This is a genomic window from Paraburkholderia sp. BR10923 (genome assembly GCF_040948765.1).
In the GTDB taxonomy this organism is placed as follows: Bacteria; Pseudomonadota; Gammaproteobacteria; order Burkholderiales; family Burkholderiaceae; genus Paraburkholderia; species Paraburkholderia youngii.
This window is the reverse complement of record NZ_JBFPKO010000010.1, coordinates 20,876-43,299: the sequence shown is the minus strand read 5'-3', so window position 1 is coordinate 43,299 and position 22,424 is coordinate 20,876. Positions and strand designations below refer to the sequence as shown.

Annotated in this window: 15 protein-coding genes and 2 pseudogenes; 11 read left to right on the top strand and 6 right to left on the bottom strand. The window is 61.0% G+C overall.

The annotated features are described in order from the left end of the window. Positions 1-16: 16 nt before the first annotated feature. The 4 genes from AB3X94_RS20240 (at position 17) to AB3X94_RS20225 (ending at position 3,793) form a co-directional block, all read left to right on the top strand. Positions 17-1,678, top strand: coding sequence for an Nramp family divalent metal transporter (locus tag AB3X94_RS20240; RefSeq protein ID WP_176107334.1), 1,662 nt, complete (start codon positions 17-19; stop codon positions 1,676-1,678). Between the two features lie 349 nt (positions 1,679-2,027). Then, on the top strand, positions 2,028-2,735 hold the full coding sequence (locus AB3X94_RS20235) for an MgtC/SapB family protein (protein ID WP_176107335.1): 708 nt from the start codon (positions 2,028-2,030) through the stop codon (positions 2,733-2,735). A gap of 81 nt (positions 2,736-2,816) precedes the next feature. Beyond that, positions 2,817-3,026: a hypothetical protein gene (locus tag AB3X94_RS20230; protein WP_368612491.1), complete on the top strand. Its 210-nt coding sequence runs from the start codon at positions 2,817-2,819 to the stop codon at positions 3,024-3,026. A gap of 626 nt (positions 3,027-3,652) precedes the next feature. Then, complete coding sequence (locus tag AB3X94_RS20225; RefSeq protein ID WP_176107337.1) at positions 3,653-3,793, top strand: hypothetical protein; 141 nt, start codon at positions 3,653-3,655, stop codon at positions 3,791-3,793. 785 nt (positions 3,794-4,578) lie between these two features. Here AB3X94_RS20225 and AB3X94_RS20220 read toward each other — a convergent pair. Further along, positions 4,579-5,268: pseudogene (locus AB3X94_RS20220) on the bottom strand (lipid II flippase Amj family protein); the annotation flags it as partial. A gap of 325 nt (positions 5,269-5,593) precedes the next feature. Between AB3X94_RS20220 and AB3X94_RS20215 the strand changes: the two are divergent. Then, positions 5,594-5,722, top strand: coding sequence for a hypothetical protein (locus tag AB3X94_RS20215; protein WP_281375003.1), 129 nt, complete (start codon positions 5,594-5,596; stop codon positions 5,720-5,722). Between the two features lie 485 nt (positions 5,723-6,207). Here the strand turns inward: AB3X94_RS20215 and AB3X94_RS20210 are convergent. Then, positions 6,208-6,823 (bottom strand): annotated as a pseudogene (locus AB3X94_RS20210) (tyrosine-type recombinase/integrase); the annotation flags it as partial. A gap of 596 nt (positions 6,824-7,419) precedes the next feature. Between AB3X94_RS20210 and AB3X94_RS20205 the strand changes: the two are divergent. Beyond that, entirely contained in the window at positions 7,420-9,045 is a 1,626-nt protein-coding gene (locus AB3X94_RS20205; RefSeq protein ID WP_368612490.1) for a hypothetical protein, read from the top strand. A 115-nt stretch (positions 9,046-9,160) separates the two neighbouring features. On the opposite strand, the gene AB3X94_RS20200 is transcribed toward AB3X94_RS20205, so the two are convergent. The 3 genes from AB3X94_RS20200 to AB3X94_RS20190 all read right to left on the bottom strand — a co-directional run bounded on the left by AB3X94_RS20200 (position 9,161) and on the right by AB3X94_RS20190 (position 16,186). After that, on the bottom strand, positions 9,161-11,431 hold the full coding sequence (locus AB3X94_RS20200) for a filamentous hemagglutinin N-terminal domain-containing protein (RefSeq protein WP_368612489.1): 2,271 nt from the start codon (positions 11,429-11,431) through the stop codon (positions 9,161-9,163). Positions 11,432-11,707: 276 nt separating this feature from the next. After that, entirely contained in the window at positions 11,708-14,101 is a 2,394-nt protein-coding gene (locus tag AB3X94_RS20195) for a filamentous hemagglutinin N-terminal domain-containing protein (RefSeq protein ID WP_368612488.1), read from the bottom strand. A gap of 1,107 nt (positions 14,102-15,208) precedes the next feature. Continuing rightward, entirely contained in the window at positions 15,209-16,186 is a 978-nt protein-coding gene (locus AB3X94_RS20190; RefSeq protein WP_176107341.1) for a zinc-binding alcohol dehydrogenase family protein, read from the bottom strand. A gap of 213 nt (positions 16,187-16,399) precedes the next feature. Between AB3X94_RS20190 and AB3X94_RS20185 the strand changes: the two genes are divergently transcribed. Further along, positions 16,400-17,335, top strand: a complete 936-nt coding sequence (locus AB3X94_RS20185; protein WP_176107342.1) for a LysR family transcriptional regulator — start codon at positions 16,400-16,402, stop codon at positions 17,333-17,335. Between the two features lie 57 nt (positions 17,336-17,392). On the opposite strand, the gene AB3X94_RS20180 is transcribed toward AB3X94_RS20185, so the two are convergent. After that, positions 17,393-18,304: a LysR family transcriptional regulator gene (locus AB3X94_RS20180; protein WP_176107343.1), complete on the bottom strand. Its 912-nt coding sequence runs from the start codon at positions 18,302-18,304 to the stop codon at positions 17,393-17,395. 479 nt (positions 18,305-18,783) lie between these two features. On the opposite strand from AB3X94_RS20180, the gene AB3X94_RS20175 reads away from it, so the two are divergent. The 4 genes from AB3X94_RS20175 to AB3X94_RS20160 are packed head-to-tail and all read left to right on the top strand — an operon-like array spanning position 18,784 to position 22,337. Continuing rightward, entirely contained in the window at positions 18,784-19,053 is a 270-nt protein-coding gene (locus tag AB3X94_RS20175; protein ID WP_368612487.1) for an aldehyde dehydrogenase family protein, read from the top strand. Then, positions 19,050-19,688, top strand: a complete 639-nt coding sequence (locus AB3X94_RS20170) for an NADPH-dependent F420 reductase (RefSeq protein WP_368612486.1) — start codon at positions 19,050-19,052, stop codon at positions 19,686-19,688. The genes AB3X94_RS20175 and AB3X94_RS20170 overlap by 4 nt, the downstream gene beginning before the upstream one ends. Positions 19,689-19,732: 44 nt before the next feature. After that, positions 19,733-20,992, top strand: coding sequence for a hypothetical protein (locus tag AB3X94_RS20165; RefSeq protein ID WP_368612485.1), 1,260 nt, complete (start codon positions 19,733-19,735; stop codon positions 20,990-20,992). Between the two features lie 25 nt (positions 20,993-21,017). Next, a complete protein-coding gene (locus AB3X94_RS20160; protein ID WP_176107347.1) occupies positions 21,018-22,337 on the top strand; it encodes a hypothetical protein in 1,320 nt (439 codons plus the stop codon). The last annotated feature ends 87 nt before the right edge of the window (positions 22,338-22,424 follow it).

Below are 22,424 nucleotides of genomic sequence, written 5' to 3'. Positions count from 1 at the left end.
TAAGGAATAAGTCCAAATGTCCACCACACCAGCAAACATCGCGCAGCGCCGCGCCGCTGTGCTCGACGACGCTCATGTCGGCGATATCAAAGGCGCCTTCGGCACGATCGCCCACCACGACACGGCCCCGCGCAGCAACTGGATGGCGCGCCTGCGCACGCTGCTTGCCATCCTCGGCCCCGGTCTCATCGTCATGGTCGGCGATAACGATGCGGGCGCATTCGGCACCTATACGCAGGCGGGGCAGAACTACGGCACGTCGCTGCTCTGGACGCTCGCTCTCCTGATCCCGGTTCTCTACGTCAACCAGGAAATGGTGCTGCGCCTCGGTGCCGTGACCGGCGTCGGTCACGCCCGCCTCATCTTCGAACGCTTCGGCAAGTTCTGGGGTGCCTTCAGCGTCATCGACCTCTTCCTGCTCAACGCACTGACGATCGTCACCGAGTTCATCGGCATTACGTTCGCACTCGACTTTCTCGGTGTGTCGAAGGTTCTGGGCGTTTGCATCGCCGCGGTCCTGACGATGGCCGCGGTCAGTACCGGCGATTTCCGGCGCTTCGAACGCTTCGCGATCGTCTTGTGCCTGTTGAGCCTCCTGCTGATCCCGGTGCTCGTCTCGATACACCCGCCTGTCGGCGTCATCGCGCGCGACTTCCTCGTGCCGACCTGGCCGAAGAATTCGAAGCTCTCCGATGTGATGCTGCTCGTCATCGGCATCGTCGGCACGACCGTCGCACCGTGGCAGCTGTTCTTCCAGCAGAGCTATGTGATCGACAAGCGGATCACGCCGCGCTTCATGAAATACGAAAAGGCCGACCTCTGGATCGGCATCGCGTTCGTGATCATCGGCGCCGTGGCAATGATGGCCTTCACGGCTGCGCTCTTTGAAGGCCGGCCCGAGTTCGGCAACTTCACTGATGCGGGTGGCGTGATTGCGGGTCTCCACAAGTACGTGGGCCAGACGTCGGCGACGATTTTCGCCGTCGCGCTCCTCGACGCGTCGATCATCGGCGCTGCCGCTGTTTCGCTCTCGACCGCCTACGCGATCGGCGATGTGTTCAAGGTCAAACACTCACTGCATCGTAGCGTGCTCGACGCGAAGGGCTTCTATCTCGTCTACTTCGGCATCATTGCGCTCGCTGCCGCCCTCGTGCTGATGCCGGGCAGCCCGCTTGGCCTGTTGACTGAAGCTGTGCAGACGCTCGCGGGCGTACTGCTGCCGAGCGCAACCGTGTTCCTGCTGCTGTTGTGCAATGACAAGGCGGTGCTCGGCCCGTGGGTGAACTCGAAGAAGTTGAACGTGTTCACGGGCGCCGTCATCGCCGTGCTCGTCGTCCTGTCGATCATCCTGACGGCCGCCACCGTGTATCCGGACATCAGCGGTGCGGCTATCGTCAAGATTCTCGCGGGCGGATGCGGGCTTGCCACTGCCGTTTATGCCGCGGTGGAACTCTCGCGGAAGGCCCGTAGCACAGCTGCCGCCGACGACGCGCCGGCAATCAACAAGCCGGCTCAGAAGGCGTTACGCAACACGTGGCGCATGCCGCCGCTCGAAGACCTGCCGGCGCCGCAGCACCTGACGCTGTCGGCACGTGTTTGGATGGGCGTGCTTCGCACCTATCTCGTCGTCGCGGTGGGTCTCGTCATCGTGAAGGTCGTGCAGATGGCCATTCACTAAAGCTGAAAGGGGCAGACGCACGTCTGCCCCTTCGTACAAACGCACGGTGGGCGATTTTTGCGAAAGCGCATGCAGCTCGTAAACAGCGGGCCCTGCATGGCGTGACAGGCCGCTCAGGCGGGTGAGGCGGGTGCCGGCCCTCGTCCGGGCGTTAATGTCAAAGAGTCGGATGGGGGGCGTATCGCTGCCGGGACTGGTCCGGTTTTGCGGCGGAGGCGCTTTGACGCCGGTCCCGTCACGGAAGGACGGTTCAGCTACGGTCACGTATGGGCCGTTGGCGCTTCAGCGCTGACCTGTACCGCCAGGCGCCGCGAAAACGCTCCGTGCTACTGCATCAGGAGTCCACGAGATGACTGCTGAATTCATCTGGCGCCTGCTTGCCGCCTTTGGATGTGGCGTAGCCATCGGTCTGGAGCGGCAAATACGCCAGCGCACGGCGGGACTGCGGACCGTCACGCTGGTGACGTGTGGCGCGTGTCTCTTCGTTACGCTGGGGATGCTGACCGGAAACGGTGAATCCGGTGTAACGCGGATTGCCGCTTATGTCGTGTCCGGTGTCGGGTTTCTCGGCGGCGGTGTCATCATGCGCGACAAGGGTGAAATCCAGGGCATCAATACTGCGGCGACCCTGTGGTGCGCGGCCGCCGTAGGTGTGCTCTGCGGCACTGGACACTTCGGTCCGGCCATTGCGGGGACAGCGCTCGTGCTGTTGACCAACACCTTGCTGCGCGAGGTCAGCCACGCCATCAACGCTGCACCGGTGTCGGCTGCCGACCTTGTCCGCGAATACGTTCTGAGCGTCGTGTGCCGGGAACAGGACGAAATTCATATCCGCACGGTGCTCTCGAATTCGATGCACTCACAGCCGTTGTCGTTCCAGAGCCTCGTTAGCCAGGACGTCGACGGTGACGGGTCGCGTGTCGCGGTCACGGCGACCATACGCGTGCATCCGAAGTACCAGTCGAAGCTGGAACTGATGGCGAGTCGAATCAGCATGGAGAAGGGCGTGTCCAGTATCAGCTGGTCGGCAAGGGACGCCGAACCCGTGCCGGAATGAGCATCGAATCCGGAGAGATTGCCGAGACGTCACCCGCTCAAGATGATTGCTTCGCCAGCCCGATTCAATGAAGGGGAACACATGCTAAGTCCGCACGAATATGCAACGCTGGTGCTGGTACGAAACGCGCCGGCACAGATCGACAGGGAGAGATGCGAGTTCAAAACGCTGCTCGAACAACGGCTGATCGACCTTGAGTGGGATGGAGAGAATGGAGGTCTGCCCGTGCTGACCGAGCAAGGGAAAACGCTGCTTGAAACATTTGATGGACTCTTTGCAAATCCAGCTTGAACCGGCGCCGCGATGCCCAATCGGTCATCGAAAGATCCATAAACAGAGCGCCTGACAACGACCGTCGTTTACGCAAAATATACGGTTACGCTTACGAATTTACATGGACCTGTCCTTTGTTCGTCTCCTAAACTTAAGAGTCTTCACAAAGGGGGGCCGTGCCTTGGACTCTTGCAGTAGTCGACCTTCGAACCAGTTCGCTGCCTGACCGGCAAGACGTTCGCGCCCGCCTTTCCCAGCCGCCGTCCTGCCAGCAGGCAGACGGTGCGCGTCGTAGCCATATTCCCGTGCACCCTGTTGATTAACAATATGCGGAGCCGCCTTCGGGCGCATCGCATGGCATCGCGCCGCCAGACTGAACTCGCAGCGCGCTCGTTCGCGTCCGGTCAATCCATTCGGAAACCGGCGCGCAGTGAAACACGCGTGCAGCAATCGCTACATGCGAACTTGAAGCAGAACGGAGTCGAAATGCTGGACAGTGACAGTGATCCCTTATGGCATTCACCTCGATCATTAACCGAGGAAAGCAGGTAGGCCACGACCGGGTCTATTTGACGCGTCGTCCCGTGCCCGTGTCTGCTGGCTTTCCACAATCACGCGTCGAGCCAGACGCACGGAGCAAGATCATGAACTTCGGCCTCCTCCTGTCGAACCTGCCACACGTCGATGAAGCGCGCCTTCACTACGACGCGATGCTGTCGCTGGGACCCCATGAATCGCATCGGTTCGCCACCTTCTGGCACCGTCTGAAATCGCTTTTCTCCTGAGCGCCTCGCTGTGTTCCGCCAAACGCGAGGGGCGGTCGTTCCACCACTGACGGCCTCTCGCCTTCCGGAGCCAAGCATTTTCGTTTCGACAACCCGTCACGAGGGGAGGAAACAAAATGTCCATTCCAGCAGAAACCTCAGCGGCACGCCGCTCGAAGTCGCGTGGCAGAAAAAATGGCCTATCTCCTTCGGGAAGAGTAGGCCGGCAAGCACACGCCGGAAACAGGGATCGGTGCCCGACAAAGGAGTCTGGTCGACTAATCTGTCAAACAACGAACAACCTGATTGTTCACCCAATTCCTGGGTGTTTCTGCATGCCTCAGGGATCTGGGATAACCTGAAGGGTACGCGTCACCTGAGATTCCAGATTCCCCAGATCGCAATGGCTGTGCCGATTGCTATAACGCCGCCGAAAAGTACGTAAGTTTCCACGGATACCTCCAGGGATTGTTAAACGCAGCCACGCTATCAAGCGCATGGGCTAGCGATCCTACGCGATGGTTCTTTCAGTTCCGCTACAGTGCATGGTGCATCTCTGCAGTACACCACCCGACCCGTGTGTTCGGTGTCGGCGACAGGCGCGGTGGTCCTCGCCTGGTTGCGAGAAACAGGTGGCATGCGGGTAGGCGTTGTCCAACGCTTCCCCTCGTGCCTGCCGTGGGGCTGGTCGCATTACTCCACAATGTGTCGGACGAGCTACGCACAGAATTCGGCCAATATAACTGGTCGGCGTCGCTTCACTGACGTTCACAACGGGTATGGGGCAACGAGGACATTCGCAAATGCGAATGCTCGGAGATCCGGCCTTCTATCACGTCGTTCGTCATGACAGAAACCTGCGGGTCGATTGCCACCGCCAGAACCACAGTCGCAAATCCATTAATGACCGACGACAGATTGGCGCACGTCACGCGCAAATCTGGTTTCAGGTATCCCGCGTAGAGTGACGCGAAAACGCCGACCGTCCAGATGGCCATCGCGAAGACGTTGAGAGCTATCACCCTTCCAGAGACACCCGCACCGCTCGTCAGTTGAGAGATGTTTTGGCGTGACGGGATGCGTGCACCGTCACGCATATAGTTGATGCCGCCGCGACTGAAAATGTGGAGCAAAAGGCGCGGCAATGAACGATTGGCTTGGAAGTGCTCGACTGCGCGACTGAAATAGCGCTGGAACGTTGGGATCAGCAACGCGCCGACTATACTTGCCGCAGTGGCTGTAACCAGAAAGAGCCGAAAATCACTGAGCAGCCCACCCTCCAGATGCTGAGCGATATCAAGCTCTACGCGCTTGGCTATGAACGGCCCTTGAAACGAGTTCGCCGTTCTGGAGACAAGGGCGATGATCCCGAACAGAGAGAACGACACGGCGATACGCCGCGTGCGAACACCTGCGATCCGTACCGCGTAGGCCAGCGTCGCGATGACGTCGAGTACGAATGTAAGTCCGCAAATGATGAAAAGCTGGGAGTCCATGCTATCGCGACGAGGTTGCGCAAGAATTGCAGTCTACCGGAGGCCGTCCCCGTTCCGATTGTCACCAAACTGACGGCCGATGCCCTCCGATTCCTTGCCGGGTTAAGGCAGTGCCCTCCGCAATTTGCTCGCCGGAGACCGGCCATTGAGCGAGGGCGAACGAGACCTCGGCAGCCAAACTGCACGACGACATCGACCGGCGGCTAATGGGCCGGCCGCTGCCCCACGCGGTCGGCTCTAGTTCGACCCCGAAGGAATCTTCGCATTTCTCCAAAGCAGATTCACTTCACGCTAAGATGTCAAGCACGTGTTCCTGGAGAACCGAATGAACAAGGCACTTATGCTTCTATTGGTCTTGAGCGTCCTGCTGGTGATGCTTGGGCTTTATCAATTCCACTGGCAAGGCGTGAATTTCTGCAACGGCAAAGGCGGCAGATTCGTTTGCATCCGTTAGCCAATAATGTGGGATCTATTCCGTCTAACTGATATCGTGCTTTGAGCTTTCGCGTGTGCTCTCAATCAGCCTTCGCGTCCCAGAAGTAGACTTTTGTAATGAGATCGTGCGATAAGTACGGTCGTTTGTCCAAACACGAATCCGCCAACGCCTGCCCCGATCATTCCCCCCACGACCTTTTGAGCGGCAAATGCACCGAGTGCCAAACCCAATCCGGTGCATATGATGCATGCGAGCAAGCCGGCCCATGTCTGCCAATGGCGCCATGTGCAGCGATAGGCCCGTCGCCAATTTTTGCGTCGATCGCTCGCCGGTAAATTCGCGAGTTCTGGAATGCTTCTGAGCGTCCAAAAAATGGTCATCGCCAATTCCTTCCCGGTTGATTTACGGCATGAAATTGTCGACGATCTGGAGCCTGTTGTCGACCGACCGCTCGTGGGCCGGACAGCGCCCGAGTGCCGTCCGGCCGCCTGTCGTTCAAACCTTGTCTGTTCCGCCATCTCGAGAGCGTCGTCGACCTTAATGCCAAGGTATCGAACGGTACTCTCGAGCTTTGGGCACCGAGCAGCAACTGTATCGCGCGCAGGTTCTTTGTGCGCTGGTAAATCAGGGACGCTTTCGTTCGACGCATTGAATGCGTTCCGTAAGCTGTGTCGTCGAGCCCGATCGACCCTATCCAGCGATGGACAAGGCGGGCGTACTGGCGCGTCGAAAGATGGGCTGAGCCGTGAATGCGGCTTGGGAAGAGATAGTCGCTCGACGACAGTCCCGCCTCTCGAATTCACGCAGCGGCGCTCTCCCGGGTCTGTTTAGTGATTTCAAACTGGACCGGCCGCTGGGTCTTCTGCTGCATTACAGTCGCCCTTGGTGCCACACGCGAGCCAAGACAGATATCCCTCACTCGCAATTTCGTTAGATCGCACGCTCTCAGCTTGCTGTGATCGCGAGGTTGAACAGCGCGAGCTCGCGCGCTCTTCCAGCAAGCTGCAGGCGGATACGGATTCCCCAAATCTCCCTCAGCTTCAGTGGCAGCTTCTGCCCCGTCAGCTTGTCCTTATTCCACGGTACACGGCCGACGCCGGGGTTGATGGTGGCTTCCATGACGATTCTCCTTTCGAAGGACGGGAGGATCAGTTTGCACCCGGCGCCGCCGGGCAATACCCGACCTTTCTCGGTCAGACAACTTTCCCGAAAACGGTCAGTCGACAAGATCCAGACCCCGCGAACTGCGGTGCGACAAAGCGGCCGGTGGCGACCTGACCCAATCGGCCATCAAGGGTCATCCGACCGAACCGTACCAGTGACATTGACGCGTCCGTTCCTCATCCGTAACCGGCCGTTCGATCCGTGACGATGCAAGCCTATTCATCGGCCAATGCCGGGGACCGTGCCTTGCGGCCAATCCAACTTTGAACGACTGCGCGGTAGGCTGATGGCTAAGCGGCTGCAACTGGTCTGTGCGTTGGATCCGTTAGTGAAAATGTGCAGCCGCCCAGGGTTTCCGAGCTTGTGGGCACGTAACGCCTTGACTAGAAAAAAAGTGCTCACCACTCACTCCAGTCGGAATCGTCCACGGCGCCCGGAGCCCTCGCCCACGACAATGTCATTGCGATGGGCATCGCCGTCGGGCCGCCTGGCACCACCGCTTTTGACGATCTCGCGTGAAGTTTGCCATTCATCCTGCGGGGGAGGTCATCATGTATCACAAGCAGCTAATAACCGCATGCCTGCTCGCGGTCCTCGCATCCGCTCCCGCGCTCGCCCAGCGCGAAGAACACCCCGCTGCGCCGCCGACTGGCGGCAAGTTCGGCACCGTGAAGTTCCCCACTTCGTGCAGCCTTGCGGCACAAAGCCAGTTTGAGAAGGCATTGGCGATGCTCCATTCCTTCTTTTACCCTTCGACAGTCAAGGCGTTCGAGGCCGTGACCCAGATCGATCCGCAATGTGCGATTGCATACTGGGGCATTGCAATTGCCCAGCGTCCTAATCCGCTGGTCCCGCCGTTTGACGAGACGGCACTCAAGCGCGGATGGGAAGCTGCGGAGAAGGGATTGGCGCTGGATCCGAAGACCGAACGGGAGCGCGATTGGCTGCTGGCTGCCGAAGCATTTTACAAAGACTACGACGAAGTCCCACAAAGCCAGCGCACGTTGGCATACGAGCATGCGATGGCGCGCCTGACGCAGAAGTATCCCGACGATACGGAAGCCGCGATTTTCTATGCGCTTGCGCTCAACGAGGCCGCGGACCCCAGCGACAAGACGTACGCCAACCAACTCGAGGCTGCAACGATCCTGGAGAAAATCTACCGTGACCAGCCCGACCACCCCGGTGTCGCGCACTACCTGATCCACAGCTACGACTACCCGCCGCTCGCGAAGCGCGGACTGCCGTTTGCCAACAAATACGCGCAGATCGCCCCGGCGGCGCCGCACGCCCTGCACATGCCCTCGCATATTTACTCGATGCTCGGCATGTGGGATGCATCCATCAAATCGAACGAAGCGGCGCTGAAGGTGATGCAGGAAGAAGCCGCCAGAAGCTGGCCGGGCGCCACCCATACAGGGGCGCCCCATTCCTGGGATTTCATGGAGTACGCCTATCTACAGCTGGGCCAGGACGCGCATGCAAAACAAGTGCGCGATGACGCCAATGCTGCCACGAAATTTCCATTTGACCGACTGGCAGTCTACACGGCGCTGGCTGCCATCCCGGCGCGCTATGCGCTCGAGCGCGGCGACTGGCAGGAGGCTGCCACGCTCGAGCCGCGTGGCAGCCGCTGGCCGCAAGCTGAGGCAATCACGTATTTTGCCCGTGCACTAGGCTGCGCTCGCAGCAGCAAGGCGGACATGGCGCAGACCAATATCGACATGCTCATGCAGTTGCGCGCCAAGCTCGAAGAGGCCAAGCAGCCATACTGGGCCGATCAGGTCCAGATTCAAATCCTCGCCGCCTCGGCGTGGCTGGATCATGTTCAGGGCAAGGACGATCAGGCGCTCAAGCAGATGCACGCCGCCGCCGATCTGGAAGACGGCAGCGAAAAGCAGGTCGCGATGGAGAACCGGCTTTACCCGATGCGGGAGTTGCTGGGCGAAATGTTGCTCGATCTGAAGCGACCTGCCGATGCGCTGAAGGAGTATGAGGCATCGATGCAAGCAACCCCGAACCGCCTGCGTGGCCTGTATGGTGCGGCGAAAGCAGCAGACCTGGCGCACGATAAGAAGGCGCAACTCTACTACGCGAAGCTTGTCACGCTCACGCGAAACGCGGACACGGTCCGGCCGGAGGTACGACTGGCCAAGCTGTATCTCGACCAGCATTGACCAATGCACCTTGAAAGCTGTCGTTAAGGCGGTGTTGCATCGAGCGTCAGAAACGGGACCCACTCCGGTCTCGAGTCGTCTGCGTGATGGACAGTTCCACCAACATCGCGCCAGGCTAATGTTCCACTTGCCACCGCAGCACTGGATGCGTGGCGCCAGTTGCCATGACCCACGCGCCGTTCGGCCCGAAGTCCCAGCCGACGAAGCTCGCCGGGTTGCTCATCTGGGCCGTGGTGAGCCCGTTGGATGCAGGTAGATCGCCGCCGCTCGACGGTTGTCCCGTGGTCTGGACGTTCCAGTAAACGTCGGCGCCAAGGCCACCGGAGCAACCCGCGCAGATGCCGCCCATCGCCAACCCGTTGCCGCTGGAAACGCTGCCTGACGCAAACGACTGCGTGACTTTACCGAGGTTCTCGAAGACCAGTCCGGCACCACCGCCGTGCGTCAAAAAGCCGGTGACGGAGCCCGTCGCGTACGACTGGTCGATCGACCCATAGTTCGTGCTAACGAGTCCGGCCGCTACGCCGCCTGTCCGAACTGTGGCACTGCTTCCCGAGCGCTCGATCAGCCCGTAGTTCGCCCCAATGAGCCCTGACAGCGGTGCGTCGAAGCAACCACAGCTGTTCGCGCCAGAGGTGAATGTATTGACGACCGTACCGTGGTTATTGATCGCGAGAAGGCCGATTCCATAGTAGAACCCTGTGTCGTTGGCGAGCGGGTGGCCGTCGACTTTCAGGTCGCGCACGACACCGCCTTGGCCGATATCGCCGAAGATGGCGTCGAGGCTCGGAGAAAGATTCGAAACGGTATGCCACATGCCGTCGAATTGACCGGTGAACGACGTGCTAATCGCATACGGGGTAGTGCCCAGCGTGATGAACGCAGCGTTGTTCGCTTCGATATCTCTTCCGAGTGCGTAGTTGCCAGTCATGTCGTTGTCGACGGCCTGAAAGTCCGCTACCGAATTGACGAGTTGGTAACCCGTTATCTGCGCGACCAGGCCGCTGTAAGCCGGGGCGGTCCACGATGCATTGCCGACTAATGTGCCGGGGCCGTAGGTGCCGTTCATGTCGTAGAACGCGCTGACGATGCCGGTACTCTTCGACCAGTCGATCGTGCCGCCGTTGTTCACGCTGCCGCCATTGTCGATACCGGAGGCGTCGGCGCGCATCGTCAGGTTGCCCGCACCGGCGTTCGCGATGGTCGTACCCGTCGTCACAGAGAGGTCGTGGTACGCGGCGAGCGTGAGCGAGGCTGGACCAGACCAGCGCAGGCTCGAAGCGACGCCGAGGTCGCCCGTTGCGCCGTTACCAGCTGTCGTCCCGACATTCACCGAGGTGCCCGCGTTCAGGCTGCGTTGCAACGCATGCGCGGCGACATCATCGATCGTGAAAGCAGGCGTCGAGAGATTCCATTGGCCTGCATCGACCACCGTGTGCTTGCCGAACGTCAGTTGTACCGCCTGTGTATCGACGGTCCCGCCGCTGCCGTCCGAGTTGCTCGCGACGATCTTGCCGAGTTGGTCCACACTGCCGTTGTCGGCGACGAGCCAGGCGTGCCCGTCGCGGTTGGCCGTGCCGGTTGCGCGGATGCGCGCACCGCCGCCTGCGAGCGCATACACGTTGCCGTCGGCGGCCTGCAGGCTCACCTGTGCGGCTGTTATCCGCCCCTTGTTGACGACTGTGCCCTGACTGCCCGTTTGCACGAACACCTGCCGGCTGCTTGCCGAGTCCTGCAACAGAACCTGCGCGCCTGCGGCCAGTTCCGCCGTGCCATTGGGCGCTGCCACGGTGCCGGAATTGATGACTGCGTCTCGCGCAATCAGGAACACATCGCCGCCGCTCGAACTGATCCTGCCAAGGTTGAGCACGCTTGCATCGGAGTCGCCTGAGAGTGTGAGTGTGCTGCTGCCGCTCATGAATGCACTGTTGCAGACATCGAGGGTGGACGCGACGAAGCGGCCACCGGTGCTGATCACACCCGACGGACCCACGACGATGCCCTGCGGATTGATCAGATACAGGCTGCCCGTTGCACTGAGCATGCCAAGAATGGCAGAGGGTGAGCCACCCGTTACCCGGTTCAGGGTCGCGCCGGTGCCGTTGTCGAACGTCACGCGGTTGTGCCTGCCGATCGAGAAACTGCTCCAGTCAATCACGCCGCGCGTCGAACCCGGTTGCGTGATCATGAGACTGTTCCCCTGGCCGGCTATGGTGCCCGTGCCGGCGACGTAACGGCCGCCTCGCGGAAGACTGCCCGCCGCGAACGCGACGGCAGTCAGGGACAGCCCCGTCAGCGAAATGCCGACGGCAAGCCAGATGTGTCCGCGCGACTGCTGTCGACGCAGTGCGCGTCGCGCGGGCCGAGGTAGTCCTGGATGTGACATCACAGCCCCCTTTCCGCATGCGTGCGGAATGGCTGCCGACGACCCGCAGAGCCAGCCGGAAACGCGCGAGTCGCTGCGTCTGAAGAATAGGAGTCGGCGTCGCGAATGCAAGGGCAGGTATCAGGCGTGGACCGGCCATACAGCGCCTTTATCTATGAACTCGTCTTCGACCTTGACTGATCCGATAGGCAGTAGTGGCGCGGCTGCTAGTTAACCCACTACCGCCACAATGCAACAGGATGACTGCTCGCTGATGGTTGTGGATAGCAGTCGGTCTCATTGCGCCAGTTGCCACTGCAATATCGGATGCGTCGCTCCAACGGGCATCGCCCAGACACCGCCTGGGCCGAAGTTGTATGTCGGACCGAAGCTGGACGGCGTGCTCATCTGCATAGTAGTCAAGCCTTGAGCGTTACCCAGGTTCGCGCCTAGGATGGTGGCGCGGACGCCGACTGGCGCGCCTGTCGTTTGCGTATCCCAGTAAACATCGTTTGTGATGGTCCCCGGGGAAGACGCGATGTAATTTGCGTTGTAATCAGCGATGCCGCCCGGTCCTCCCACAGGTCCGGATGGCTGGTCAATCTTGCCGGTTGCGAACGACTGACTGATCGTGCCTGAAGTCCCGCCAACTAACCCACCCCCGCACGCATTGACCGTGTCACATTGCGGCTGCACATGAACTGTTCCAGTCGCATAAGACTCTGTGATAACGCCAAAATTGTAGCCGACCAGACCGCCCGCTCCCTGAAGATGGGTCGAGGTGACATCGCCCGATGCGAACGATTGCCGGATTACGCCGAAGCTGTTGGTTCCGACCAGGCCTCCCGTCAACGAATCAGATGAAACGTCGGCGGTGCTTGACGAACGCGTGATCGTGCCGTCGAAGTTCAAGCCCACAAGTCCCCCAGTTGAAATACGACCGATTGAAGTAACACTGCCGCTTGAGTGCACGGATGCGATCGTACCGTCGTTCCTGTCTGCGAGAAAGCCCGCCCAGGCGGCAGACTCGGGCAAGTTGGCACTGCCCTCAATGTTGAGGTTCCGAACGACGCCCGAAGACCCGATGTCCCCGAAAAGCGATTCAGATAACCAAAGATTCGAAATCGTGTGTCCCATGCCATCAAACTGGCCCGAGAACGAAGCCACGGTCCGACTGAATTCACCGGGCGGGGGCGTGGCGTCGATGTCTCTGCCGAGCGCGTAGTTGCCCGAGGGGTTGAGGTTAATTGCGCCCAGATCGGAGACGGTATTCACCAGCGCATAGGCGGTAACTTGCGTCACGAGACCACTGTCTGGAGCGGCAGACCATGTGCTGTTTGACAGAATGTTTCCCGGTAAGTATCCACCAGCTATGTCATGCAGTGCACTCACGATGCCCGTGCTGCGCGACCAGTCGATCGTCCCATTGTTGTTAGCGCTGCCACCGTTGTCGATGCCGGCTGCGTCGCCGCGCAACGTCAGGTTGCCCGCACCGGAGTTCGCGATGGTCGTGCCCGTCGCCACCGACACGTCGTGATACGCGGCGAGCGTGAGAGAAGCAGGACCGCTCCAGCTCAAACTCGAAGCGACGCCCAGATCGCCTGTTGCGCCGTTCGCGCCTGTCGTCGTGACATCGATCGACGTGCCCGCGTTCAGGCTGCGCTGCAAGGTGCGCGCGGCGGCGTCATCGATCGTGAAAGTAGGCGTCAACAGGTTCCATTGGCCCGCGTGAACGGCTGCATGCTTGCCGAAGGCCAGTTGTGCCGCTTGCGTGTCGACCGTTCCGCCGCTGCCATCCGCGTTGCTCGCGGCGATCTTACCGTACTGCTCGACACGGCCGCCATCGGCGACGAGCCACACGTGGCCGTCGCGATCTGCCGTGCCCGTCGCGCGGATGCGCGTGCCGCCGCCCGCGAGCGCGTAGACGTTGCCGTCTGCTGCCTGCAGGCTGACCTGCGCGGCGTTTATGTTCCCTCTGTTGATCACGGTGCCCTGACTGCCCGTCTGCACGAACAACTGTTTGCTGCTGCCCGCGTCCTGTAATAGCACCTGTTCGCCTGCAGCCAGTTCGGCCGTGCCGTTGGGTGCGGAGATATTGCCGGCGTTGATGACGGCGCCCCGCGCGATCAGGAACACATCGCCGCCGCTCGAACTGATCTTTCCGAGGTTGATGACGCTTGCGTTCGCGCTGCCCGACAGCGTGAGGGAACCACCGCCCTGCATGAACGCGCAATTACCGACATCAAGTGTCGACGCGACGAAACGGTCACCCGTGCTGACCACCCCCGATGTTCCCACGACGATGCCTTGCGGATTGATCACATAGAGACTGCCCGTTGCACTGAGCCTGCCGAAGATGGCGGACGGCGAACCGCCCGTCACGCGGTTCAGCGTCGCGCCCGAGCCGTTGTCGAACGTCACGCTGTTGTTCCTGCCGATCGAAAAGCTGTTCCAATCGATCACGCCGCGCGTCGAACCTGGTTGGGTGATCACGAGGCCGTTGCCCTGGCTCGCTATCGTGCCGGCGCCGGCTACGTAAGCGCCGCCTCGTGGAAGGGTGCCCGCCGCGAGCGTCGCATGTGCAAAGGACAGCCCGGTAATTGAAATACCGATGACGAGCCAGACGCGTGCGATTGACTGCCGACGATGCAGTGCGCGTCGCGCGGGCCGAGGTAGTTTTTGACGTGACATACACCCCCCTTCCGCGTGGGGCGCGGAATGGCTGCCGGCGACCAGCAGAGCCGACCGGAAACGCGTCAGTCGCAGCGTCTGAAGAATAGCCGCTGACGTTGCAAATGTATGCCGATATCTCTGCGTTTTGCGCCTTCTTCGGCTTTTATTCTGTGCGCTTGTGGCGCCTGGCGCGTAGCGGCATCTCCGGATCTTTTTACGAAATCAACGCGAGACTGCAGTCGCCTGGGATACATGCTGTGGGCAGCCTATGGCCACGGACGATACCGGCATTCGTGTCCCAAAGGCCAAGGACCATATGCAATGCGGTGCCGACGTCTGAACGTCCGTCTAAGGGGAGCGGCGAATGTCGCTTGATGGCCTGTCCAGGGTGTATGAGGGCTGACAGCGAGCCATGCGACGACGGGGCCCCTATGAGTGAAGCTGCGGCGAAGACAGCGATTGCCGCCAGCAAGTACGTCAGCTAACCAGTGCAAACTGGCCGCTCAAATGACCGGGTGACGGTCATGGCGAATGACGCTTCCTGGCCGCGTCAAGGCAGTGCCCTCTGCAGTTTGCTCGCCAGAAACTGGCCATTGAGCGAGGCCGGACGAGATCTCGGCCAGTCTAACTGGACGACGACCTCGACCGGCCGCTTCTGGCCGCGCGGAGCCCTTCATCGCGTAGGGCGGCTGGCCTCGCGCGCGCACTGGCGCGCATAGGGCGTAGGTCGCGAAGGCGAACCTTAGCCGAGCGCGACGATCGAATCGGCAGCGCACCGCTGCAGAAGGCAAGTTCGGCCCCAGCGTCGCTGGCTCTCAGGGTTCATTTCGGACATTCCGCTTTGCGGTCGTCGTGACGACTCCGGCTAGCCGGGTTGCGGCCAGCTTGACGTTCATCTAGCCGCCCAAAAAATAGCGGCGTTTCGTGTCGACACACCGCAAAAGGAAATTAGGGAATTTTGCGGCGCGTTGCACTCTGGGCTAGGTCGGCCGCGTCGCCATTAGTGAAGGTGCTTCGAAGGCCACCGCGGGCGCGGTTTCCTTATGGCCAGCTATTGTCGGTATGCATCGCGAAACGTGAGATGGGGGCTTCCATCGGTCGGTGCAATCGCCTCGAGGCCGCCTTTCATGGCAGCACGACGATCTTCCCTCCAGCCTTGTTCTCTTCCATGCACCGGTGTGCTTCCACGATTTCGTCGAGCCGAAAAACCTTCCCAACAGGGACGCGAAGTGTTCCGGCCTTCACCTGCGCCAGTAGTTCGTCATACGGCGTCGCCATGAATTCATTGACTCCGCCGTCGTAAATGGTGAGTTTCACCGTGCTCGGTATCACTTCCATCGGACTGAAGGTATCGAACGACCACTGGTTGCCAACAATGCCAGTCATGCACACCACGCCGCCTTGTTTTGCACAGCGCAACGAGTCCTTCAGCGTCGTGGTTCCGATGAGTTCCAGCACTTTATCCACGCCGCCGGGCGACACTTCGCCGATCTCCTGCGCGATTGCGCCCGAGTCTATTACGACACGGTCGGCGCCGTTCGCACGCAGCGCGTCGCCTTTCTGCGGATTGCGGGTCGTCGAAATCACAAACGCACCGTGCGCTTTGGCGATTGCCGCGGCGGCAAGTCCAACCGATGTCGTTCCGCCCCGAATCAGCAGCCGGTCCCGCTCTTGCAGCGCGAGGGCCTTGAACAGCGAGCCCCACGCGGTCTGAAGCATTTCCGGCATTGCGCCGAGCGTTTCCCAAGCCAAGCCAGTGACCAGTTTTTGCACCTGCCGGGCAGGTACGCAGGTGTACTCCGCATAGCTGCCGTCGAACTCACGCCCCAAGCCTCCCATCGCGGTGGCAACCGTGTCGCCCTTGGCGAACTCCATTCCCGGTGCGTCTTCCACGATGCCGACCGCCTCGATTCCCAGCACACGCGGAAACTTCACGCTCTGGGAAAATCCCTGGCGCGTAAACATTTCGGACCGGTTGAGTCCGAACGCCTTCACGCGGATCAGCACCTCGCCGCGCTGCGGCGTCGGTATGGGACGTTGTTCGAGCCTGAGCACCTCAGGACCACCCGGCTCGTGGATCACTGCTGCTTTCATGGTCGTCATCGACGCCTCCTTTGCGGCTCGCGAGTGTCTATTCGAAACCATAGACGAGCCGCGATTTTCCGGTAGACGGAAAAGCAGAAAAACGTTTTCCAGTTCCGGGAAGGTCGGCGTGCCATGACATGTCACGTGCGCGCTCGTACTCCGGGGTTGGCGCCCGTTCTTGCGACGCCGCTGACGATTGGCGCACAATGGTTTTCCAATGATGGAAAAGTGATGGCGAACCTCAGCTCGCTGGTGATATTCGCAAAGGTGGTCGAATCGGGCAGCCTTTCCGGGGCGGCACGCCGGCTTGGCATGCCGGTCTCTACGGTCAGCCGGCACATCGCAGAGTTCGAGAAGGCACTCGGCGTTCGGCTCCTGGAGCGCTCCACGCGCAATCTCACCCTCACCGACCTCGGCAAGGAGGTGTATGAGCAAGCCGTGCGAGGCGTCGAGCTGAGTGAGGCCATCGACAGAGTCGCTTCCAGCCATCTCTCGGACGTGTCAGGGCTCTTGCGCCTTTCGGCGCCGCCGAGCGTTTCGGACACCTTGCTGACGCCGCTCGTCCTGGAATTCCAGAAGCGCTATCCGAACGTGCGTTTTCAGATTCTCGTTACCGAGCGCTACGTCGAACATATCGCGGACGGCGTCGACCTTGTGTTCCGGGTTGGTGCATTGCGCGATTCGTCGCTGGTCGCGCGGCGCCTTCTGGCCTATCGGCATCGCATCGTGGCAACGCCCGCCTGCCTTAAGCGCTGCGGGGCGATCCGAAAACCGCAGGATCTGCTCGAGCATCGCCTCCTTGCGTTTTCGCACTGGAAGGCGGATTGCAGCTGGTGCTTCGTGCACGAGAATGGAAGGGAAAAGCAGACGCTCACGTTCCAGCCGTTATTCGCGATGAACGATTTTGCCGGCCTCGCTTCCATGTTGCTGGCGGGTGCCGGCATCGGTGAACTGCCCCCTGTGGTCCGGCCCGATCTTGTCCGCGAGGGCAAGCTGGTGGAGGTGATGCCGCAGTGGCGCCTCCCGACATACGACCTCTCTCTCGTGTACTTGGGCAACCGGCACATTTCGAAACCGTGCAGGCTCTTCAAGGAATTCGCGATTGAAATGGCACCCGTGTTGTTTCCGGATTTTCCGGAGCAAAGCGCGGAACATTCGAACTCCTGACGGACGGACTTCGAATGGTTGAAACGGGGTTCGGTGGTATCGCCTGTTTTCGCCTTTTCAGGATGGTAAGGTGCCAAAGAGCCCAGGCACCATCTTCGACGCGAAGTCCCTGAAGATGCGGACCTGCCGGGGCAGATAGCGGTCGCGCAGGTTGGCGATGGTCAGGTCGAACACCGGCAGATGCCAGTCCGGCAAGATCTCGACGAGCTGCCCGCTCCGGACGAGGTCTGGCTGGACGATGGGCGGCAGTTCCCCAATGCCGCAGCCCTCGAGCAGCGCCACAATGAGCCCGGTGTAATCGTTCATGGCAATTGCCGGCTGGAAGGAAACCGTTTCGGTATCCCGGCCGTTGACATGAACGAAGCTCCAGCAATAGTCCGGCTTCCAGAAAGAGAACGCGAAAAGCCTGTGCGCGGGAAGGTCCCGCGGCGATTCCGGAGGCGGCCATCTGGCGAGGTACTTTGGACTTGCAACGAGCTGATGCCGGTAGGTCAGAAGCGTGCGCGCTGCGAGCGTGGCGTCGGTGAAGGTTCCGACCTTGAACGCGATATCGACGTCCTCGGCTATCTGGTCGACGATGCGTTCGGTAATGAATGCCTTGACCTCCACGTTCGGGTAAGACTGATGAAAGGCTCCGACGACAGGTACGATCAGCGAATCGGAGAGGTTTGGCGGCGCACAGAGCCGTACGGCGCCGGACACCTCGGGCAGGCGGTTCGAAATGACATTGTCGACGGCTTCGCTGACCTCGGTGGCCTGTCTCGCGAGCTCGAATACTTCGGTGCCGAAGTCCGTGAGCCTCAGGTGATGCGTGGATCGATCGAGCAAACGAACACCCAGCTGATTTTCGAGTTCGGCAATACGGCGGCTCACTGAGGAAATGGGCATCTTCAGCCGCCTCGCGCCCTCCGAGAAACTGCTCGCCTCGACAACCTTCGCAAAAATCAGCAGCGTATTCAGATCTTTCATTACCGTTACGCTCCGTCCGCCCCGCACCTTGCTGGCGATCCGCGGCCTCAATCGTCTGATGCAGATTACCGCCGCAACCGGGCGGCAGCAAGGCAGCCGTCCGCCCGTGGCGACGTAAAGGATCCAGTCGCCTACAGCACGACTCGCTCGCCGTTCGGATTGCCTTGAAAAGTCCAAGGGCTTCTCGAGTATCGAGGACAGCACTTCGGTTGGCGCGAGCATGGGCTTCTTCCTCCCCATCAGGGGCACACGTTCGAGCATACAAAAGCGGCCTCTCGCGTGAGCTTTCCAGAAATGGAAATCCGATTTCCGCGATGTCCGTTAGCGGTCAGCCGAACGGTTGGCTACCATCCAGAACACATTGCGTGTCACGAGTGTTTGAGCAGTAGCTCTTAACGAAACGGGAAACCGGACGGGGGTGTGATATGGCTATTAATTTGCGAGGTCGGCCTGGCTTCACCGCGCAGACGAACACGCGAATGTGCGAGGTGTTCTGCGAAGTCGCTAGTCTGCCTGCGGGCGTCGTCAACGATGGGCCGCTCGCGCGGGGCGCCTTCTATCGTCCGGCACTTCTGGAGATCAACGACCATTCCCCGGCGATCGCACAGACGGAAGTGTTCGGGCCGATCCTCGTCGTGCACGCTTTCGACAGCGAAGACGAATGCAAAGCGTCACTGATTACATCATCCGCCGCGATGCACCGTTGCAGTTACGCAGGCGGGAAACAGAAAGGAGCGCAACTGTCATGAGCACGGCAATCATCGGCCTTGGAAACATAGGTTCCCGGCTGGCGAAGAATCTGGTAACTGGTGGCGAGACGATCATCGTCGCGGCAAGGACGCCGGATGAGGCCGAGGAGGTGGCCCGGGACCTCGGCAACCATGCCGAAGCGTCGACGGTCAAGGATGCAATTGCCAAGGCGGACGTCATTGTGCTGGCGATCCAGTTCGACGCAATCAGGCAATTTCTCGTCACCCATCGTGAGGCGCTGGCGGGGAAGATCATCGTGGACCCGTCAAACCCGATCGCCCCGGACGGTAACGGCGGATACAGGAAGATCATTCCTGACGAGCAATCTTCTGGCGTGTTGATTTCCGGGCTGCTCCCGGATCGGGCGCGTCTCGTCAAGGCGTTCGGCACGCTGGGCGCCGAATCGCTGGAAGCCGGAGCAAACCGGTCGCCGGAGCGTGCCGTGCTGTTCTATGCAGCGGACGATGCACAAGCCGGCGAGGTCGTGGCAAGACTCATTACCGTCAGCGGTTTTTCTCCCGTGCGCGTGGGCGGCATCGACCAGTCGATTCGGATCGAGGTTGGCGGCGATCTGCACGAGTATGGAAAGCTTGGCAAGCTGGTCAGCGCCAAAGAGGCCGTGTCGCTCGTCTAAGCGGCCTGCACGCCGTGCATCAGATCATGGAGGAACGACTCACCATGAACACCGAAACGCGCACCGTCTCCACGCGCGCCGAATTGCAGACGGCAGTCGACGACGACCAGGTTCTGCATATCGTCGTCTCAGCGCAGATCGATGGGGTGGCAGCCCTTCGCCTGCGGCCCGGCCTGGCTCTGACCGGCATCGACGCACATGCCGCCCTGCGCTTTGCGCCAGGCAGCGACGGGCTCCAGCTGTCGGCAGACAATCGGGTCGAAGGCTTGCGGGTTGCCACGGACCCCGATCGGCGCGCCATTTTCAACGACACGCGTGTCGACGGATTCGGTCGGCTCGTGCTGCGCCATTTGAGTGTTGCGGGCGTCGTGCAACTGCTGGCCCGCGACAGCGTGGCTGGCGGCCATGTCGAAGCACACGATATCGACATTTGGGCCGCGGACGCCCGTGGCTATGAAGAGCGCCCGAAGGGATACGGCGTCGAAGTCGTTCCTGGCGTTTTCACGCTCTGGAATCAGAGCGAAGACCGCGGCGTGGTCATCACGGCGGACCTCACCGGGCTTTCGGCGGGCCGTGCCGGTGCGCCGGTCCGCGGCAGCGGCATCTTCGTTGGTGGCGCCGGAGAGACGGGCGGGCGTGTCGTGGCGAATCGCCTGGAGACAGGCGCCGTCCACAGCGATGGCGGCATCGCGCCCGGGACGCCGGATCGCATCACCGGCGGCGTGTTCGTCGTGTCGGGCGCATTCGTTGCCAGTGTGCGCAATCACGGCCCGGTGACGACCTACGGTTCGAATGACATGGTGCTCGACAACTGGGGAACCGTCGATCGCTGGATCGTCGACGGGAAGGTCACGTCCCACGGGCCGAGCGGCATCGGCTTCGTCAATTTCGGCTCCCTCGAGCGGCTCGAAGTCAACGCGTTGATCGAGACGTTCGGCCAGGGATCGCGCGGCTTCAATGTCTACACGGGCACCGTGCGGTCGGCGCAATTCGAGCGCGTCGTCACGCATGCCGATGGCGCAGTGGGCATTCAGATCAGCCAGCCTGTCGGCGAAATCACCGTCCGCCGGGGCATCGAGACGTGGGGCGGTACGGGCGACTCACTGGTCAAAGGCGTCGTTGTCCGGCTTGCAGCGACGGCGCTCAGCATCAAGCCCGGAGGATCGGCGCGCAAGATCGCAATCGCCGGCGGCCTGATCACGCATGGCGAAGGCGTCAATCCGCTGGAACTGCATGGCGCGATCGATGCACTTGAGGTCAGCGGTGGATTGACGGCGGCCGGTGGCGGATTCGCCACCATCTAGCATCGAACGACAACCAGGGAACGCAATGGACCACACGACAGAATCCGGTATGGCGGAAGAGGCTCGTGCGCGGCGCGAATTTCTGCGTGCGGGCTCAACCTCGGCACTCATGCTTGCCTTGTCCCGCCCGGCGCTGGCCGGGGGCGAAAAGGCCAGGGCCGACGTGGAGAGGGGCGGCTTGCCGCGGCCGGGCGGTCCGCTTCGGTCTGCGGGAGCCCTCGAGTTCGGGCCCGACAATGTCCTCTTCGTCGGCGATATCACGGGTGCGGCCGTCCATGCGTTCGCATTGAAGGATTCGGACGTGACCTCTCAGGCCGACGTGGAGATGGGAAATTTTCACAACTTCGAAGGCCGCGATCTGGTTTTGGGCGTGGATCAGAAGCTCGCTGCGCTCTTCGGCACGACGGTCGGAAATATTGTCATCAACGATATGGCGATCCATCAGCCGTCGCGACAGATCTTCATGTCGGTCGAGCGCGGCAGCGGACCAGGTGCCATGGCTGCGATTGTGAAGGTCAATCACGGCAAGCTCGAGTTGCTCGAACTGGACGGTATTTCGCACTCGAAAATGGCAATTCCAAACGAGCCGGACCAGAGGGCGATGCTGGAGTTCGAGCCCCAGCAGGTCTATGCGATTACGGACGTCAAGTACTACAACGGCGAAGTTTTCGTCACAGGGATCTCGAATCAGCGCTTTGCATCGACGCTCTATCGCATCCCGTACCCGTTCAGTTCCCGCCTGTCGACGAGCACCGTAGAAATCTGGCACCCGACGCACGGGGAGTTCGAAACGCGCGCCCCGATCGTGCGGCAACTGATCCGGGAGATGGATGGAAAACCATACCTGTTTGCCGTGTATGGTTGCACGCCGCTCGTTCGCTTCCAACTGGAAGAGTTGAAGGATGGCGCCCATGTGCGGGGGGACACGATCGGCGAGCTGGGCTATGGGTCGAATCCGCTGGATATGCTGACTTATACGGATCCGACAGACCATAAGGATTACTTGCTGGTCACCATCGATGTACGCAGCGCGTCGCGTATCGAGGCTGCGGAGTTGACGACCGCGAAACCCGAGCCGACCGGTGGCCCAATCGATTTCGGGCCGGGTGGCCTCGGGCGTACGCAGCGCGATCTGCCGATCCGGGCGGAACATATCGCGATTCTCGATCCACGATGGGCAGTCGTGATCTGGCGGCATCCGAAGACGTCCTGGCGGCTGGACATCGGCACGCTGATGGTTCCGTACTTCTTCGACCGCAGATTGGGAATGGCGGAAATGAACTGGCCGAATGGTCCCGATCCGTTCCACTACCGCGAACATCGCAACGAGATCGACCACGCGTAGCGGTGGGCAGATCACGCGACGAGACTGGGTAAGGATGCCAATGACACTTCAGCCAACACTGCGGGTCGAGCACGAGACACAGCGGAG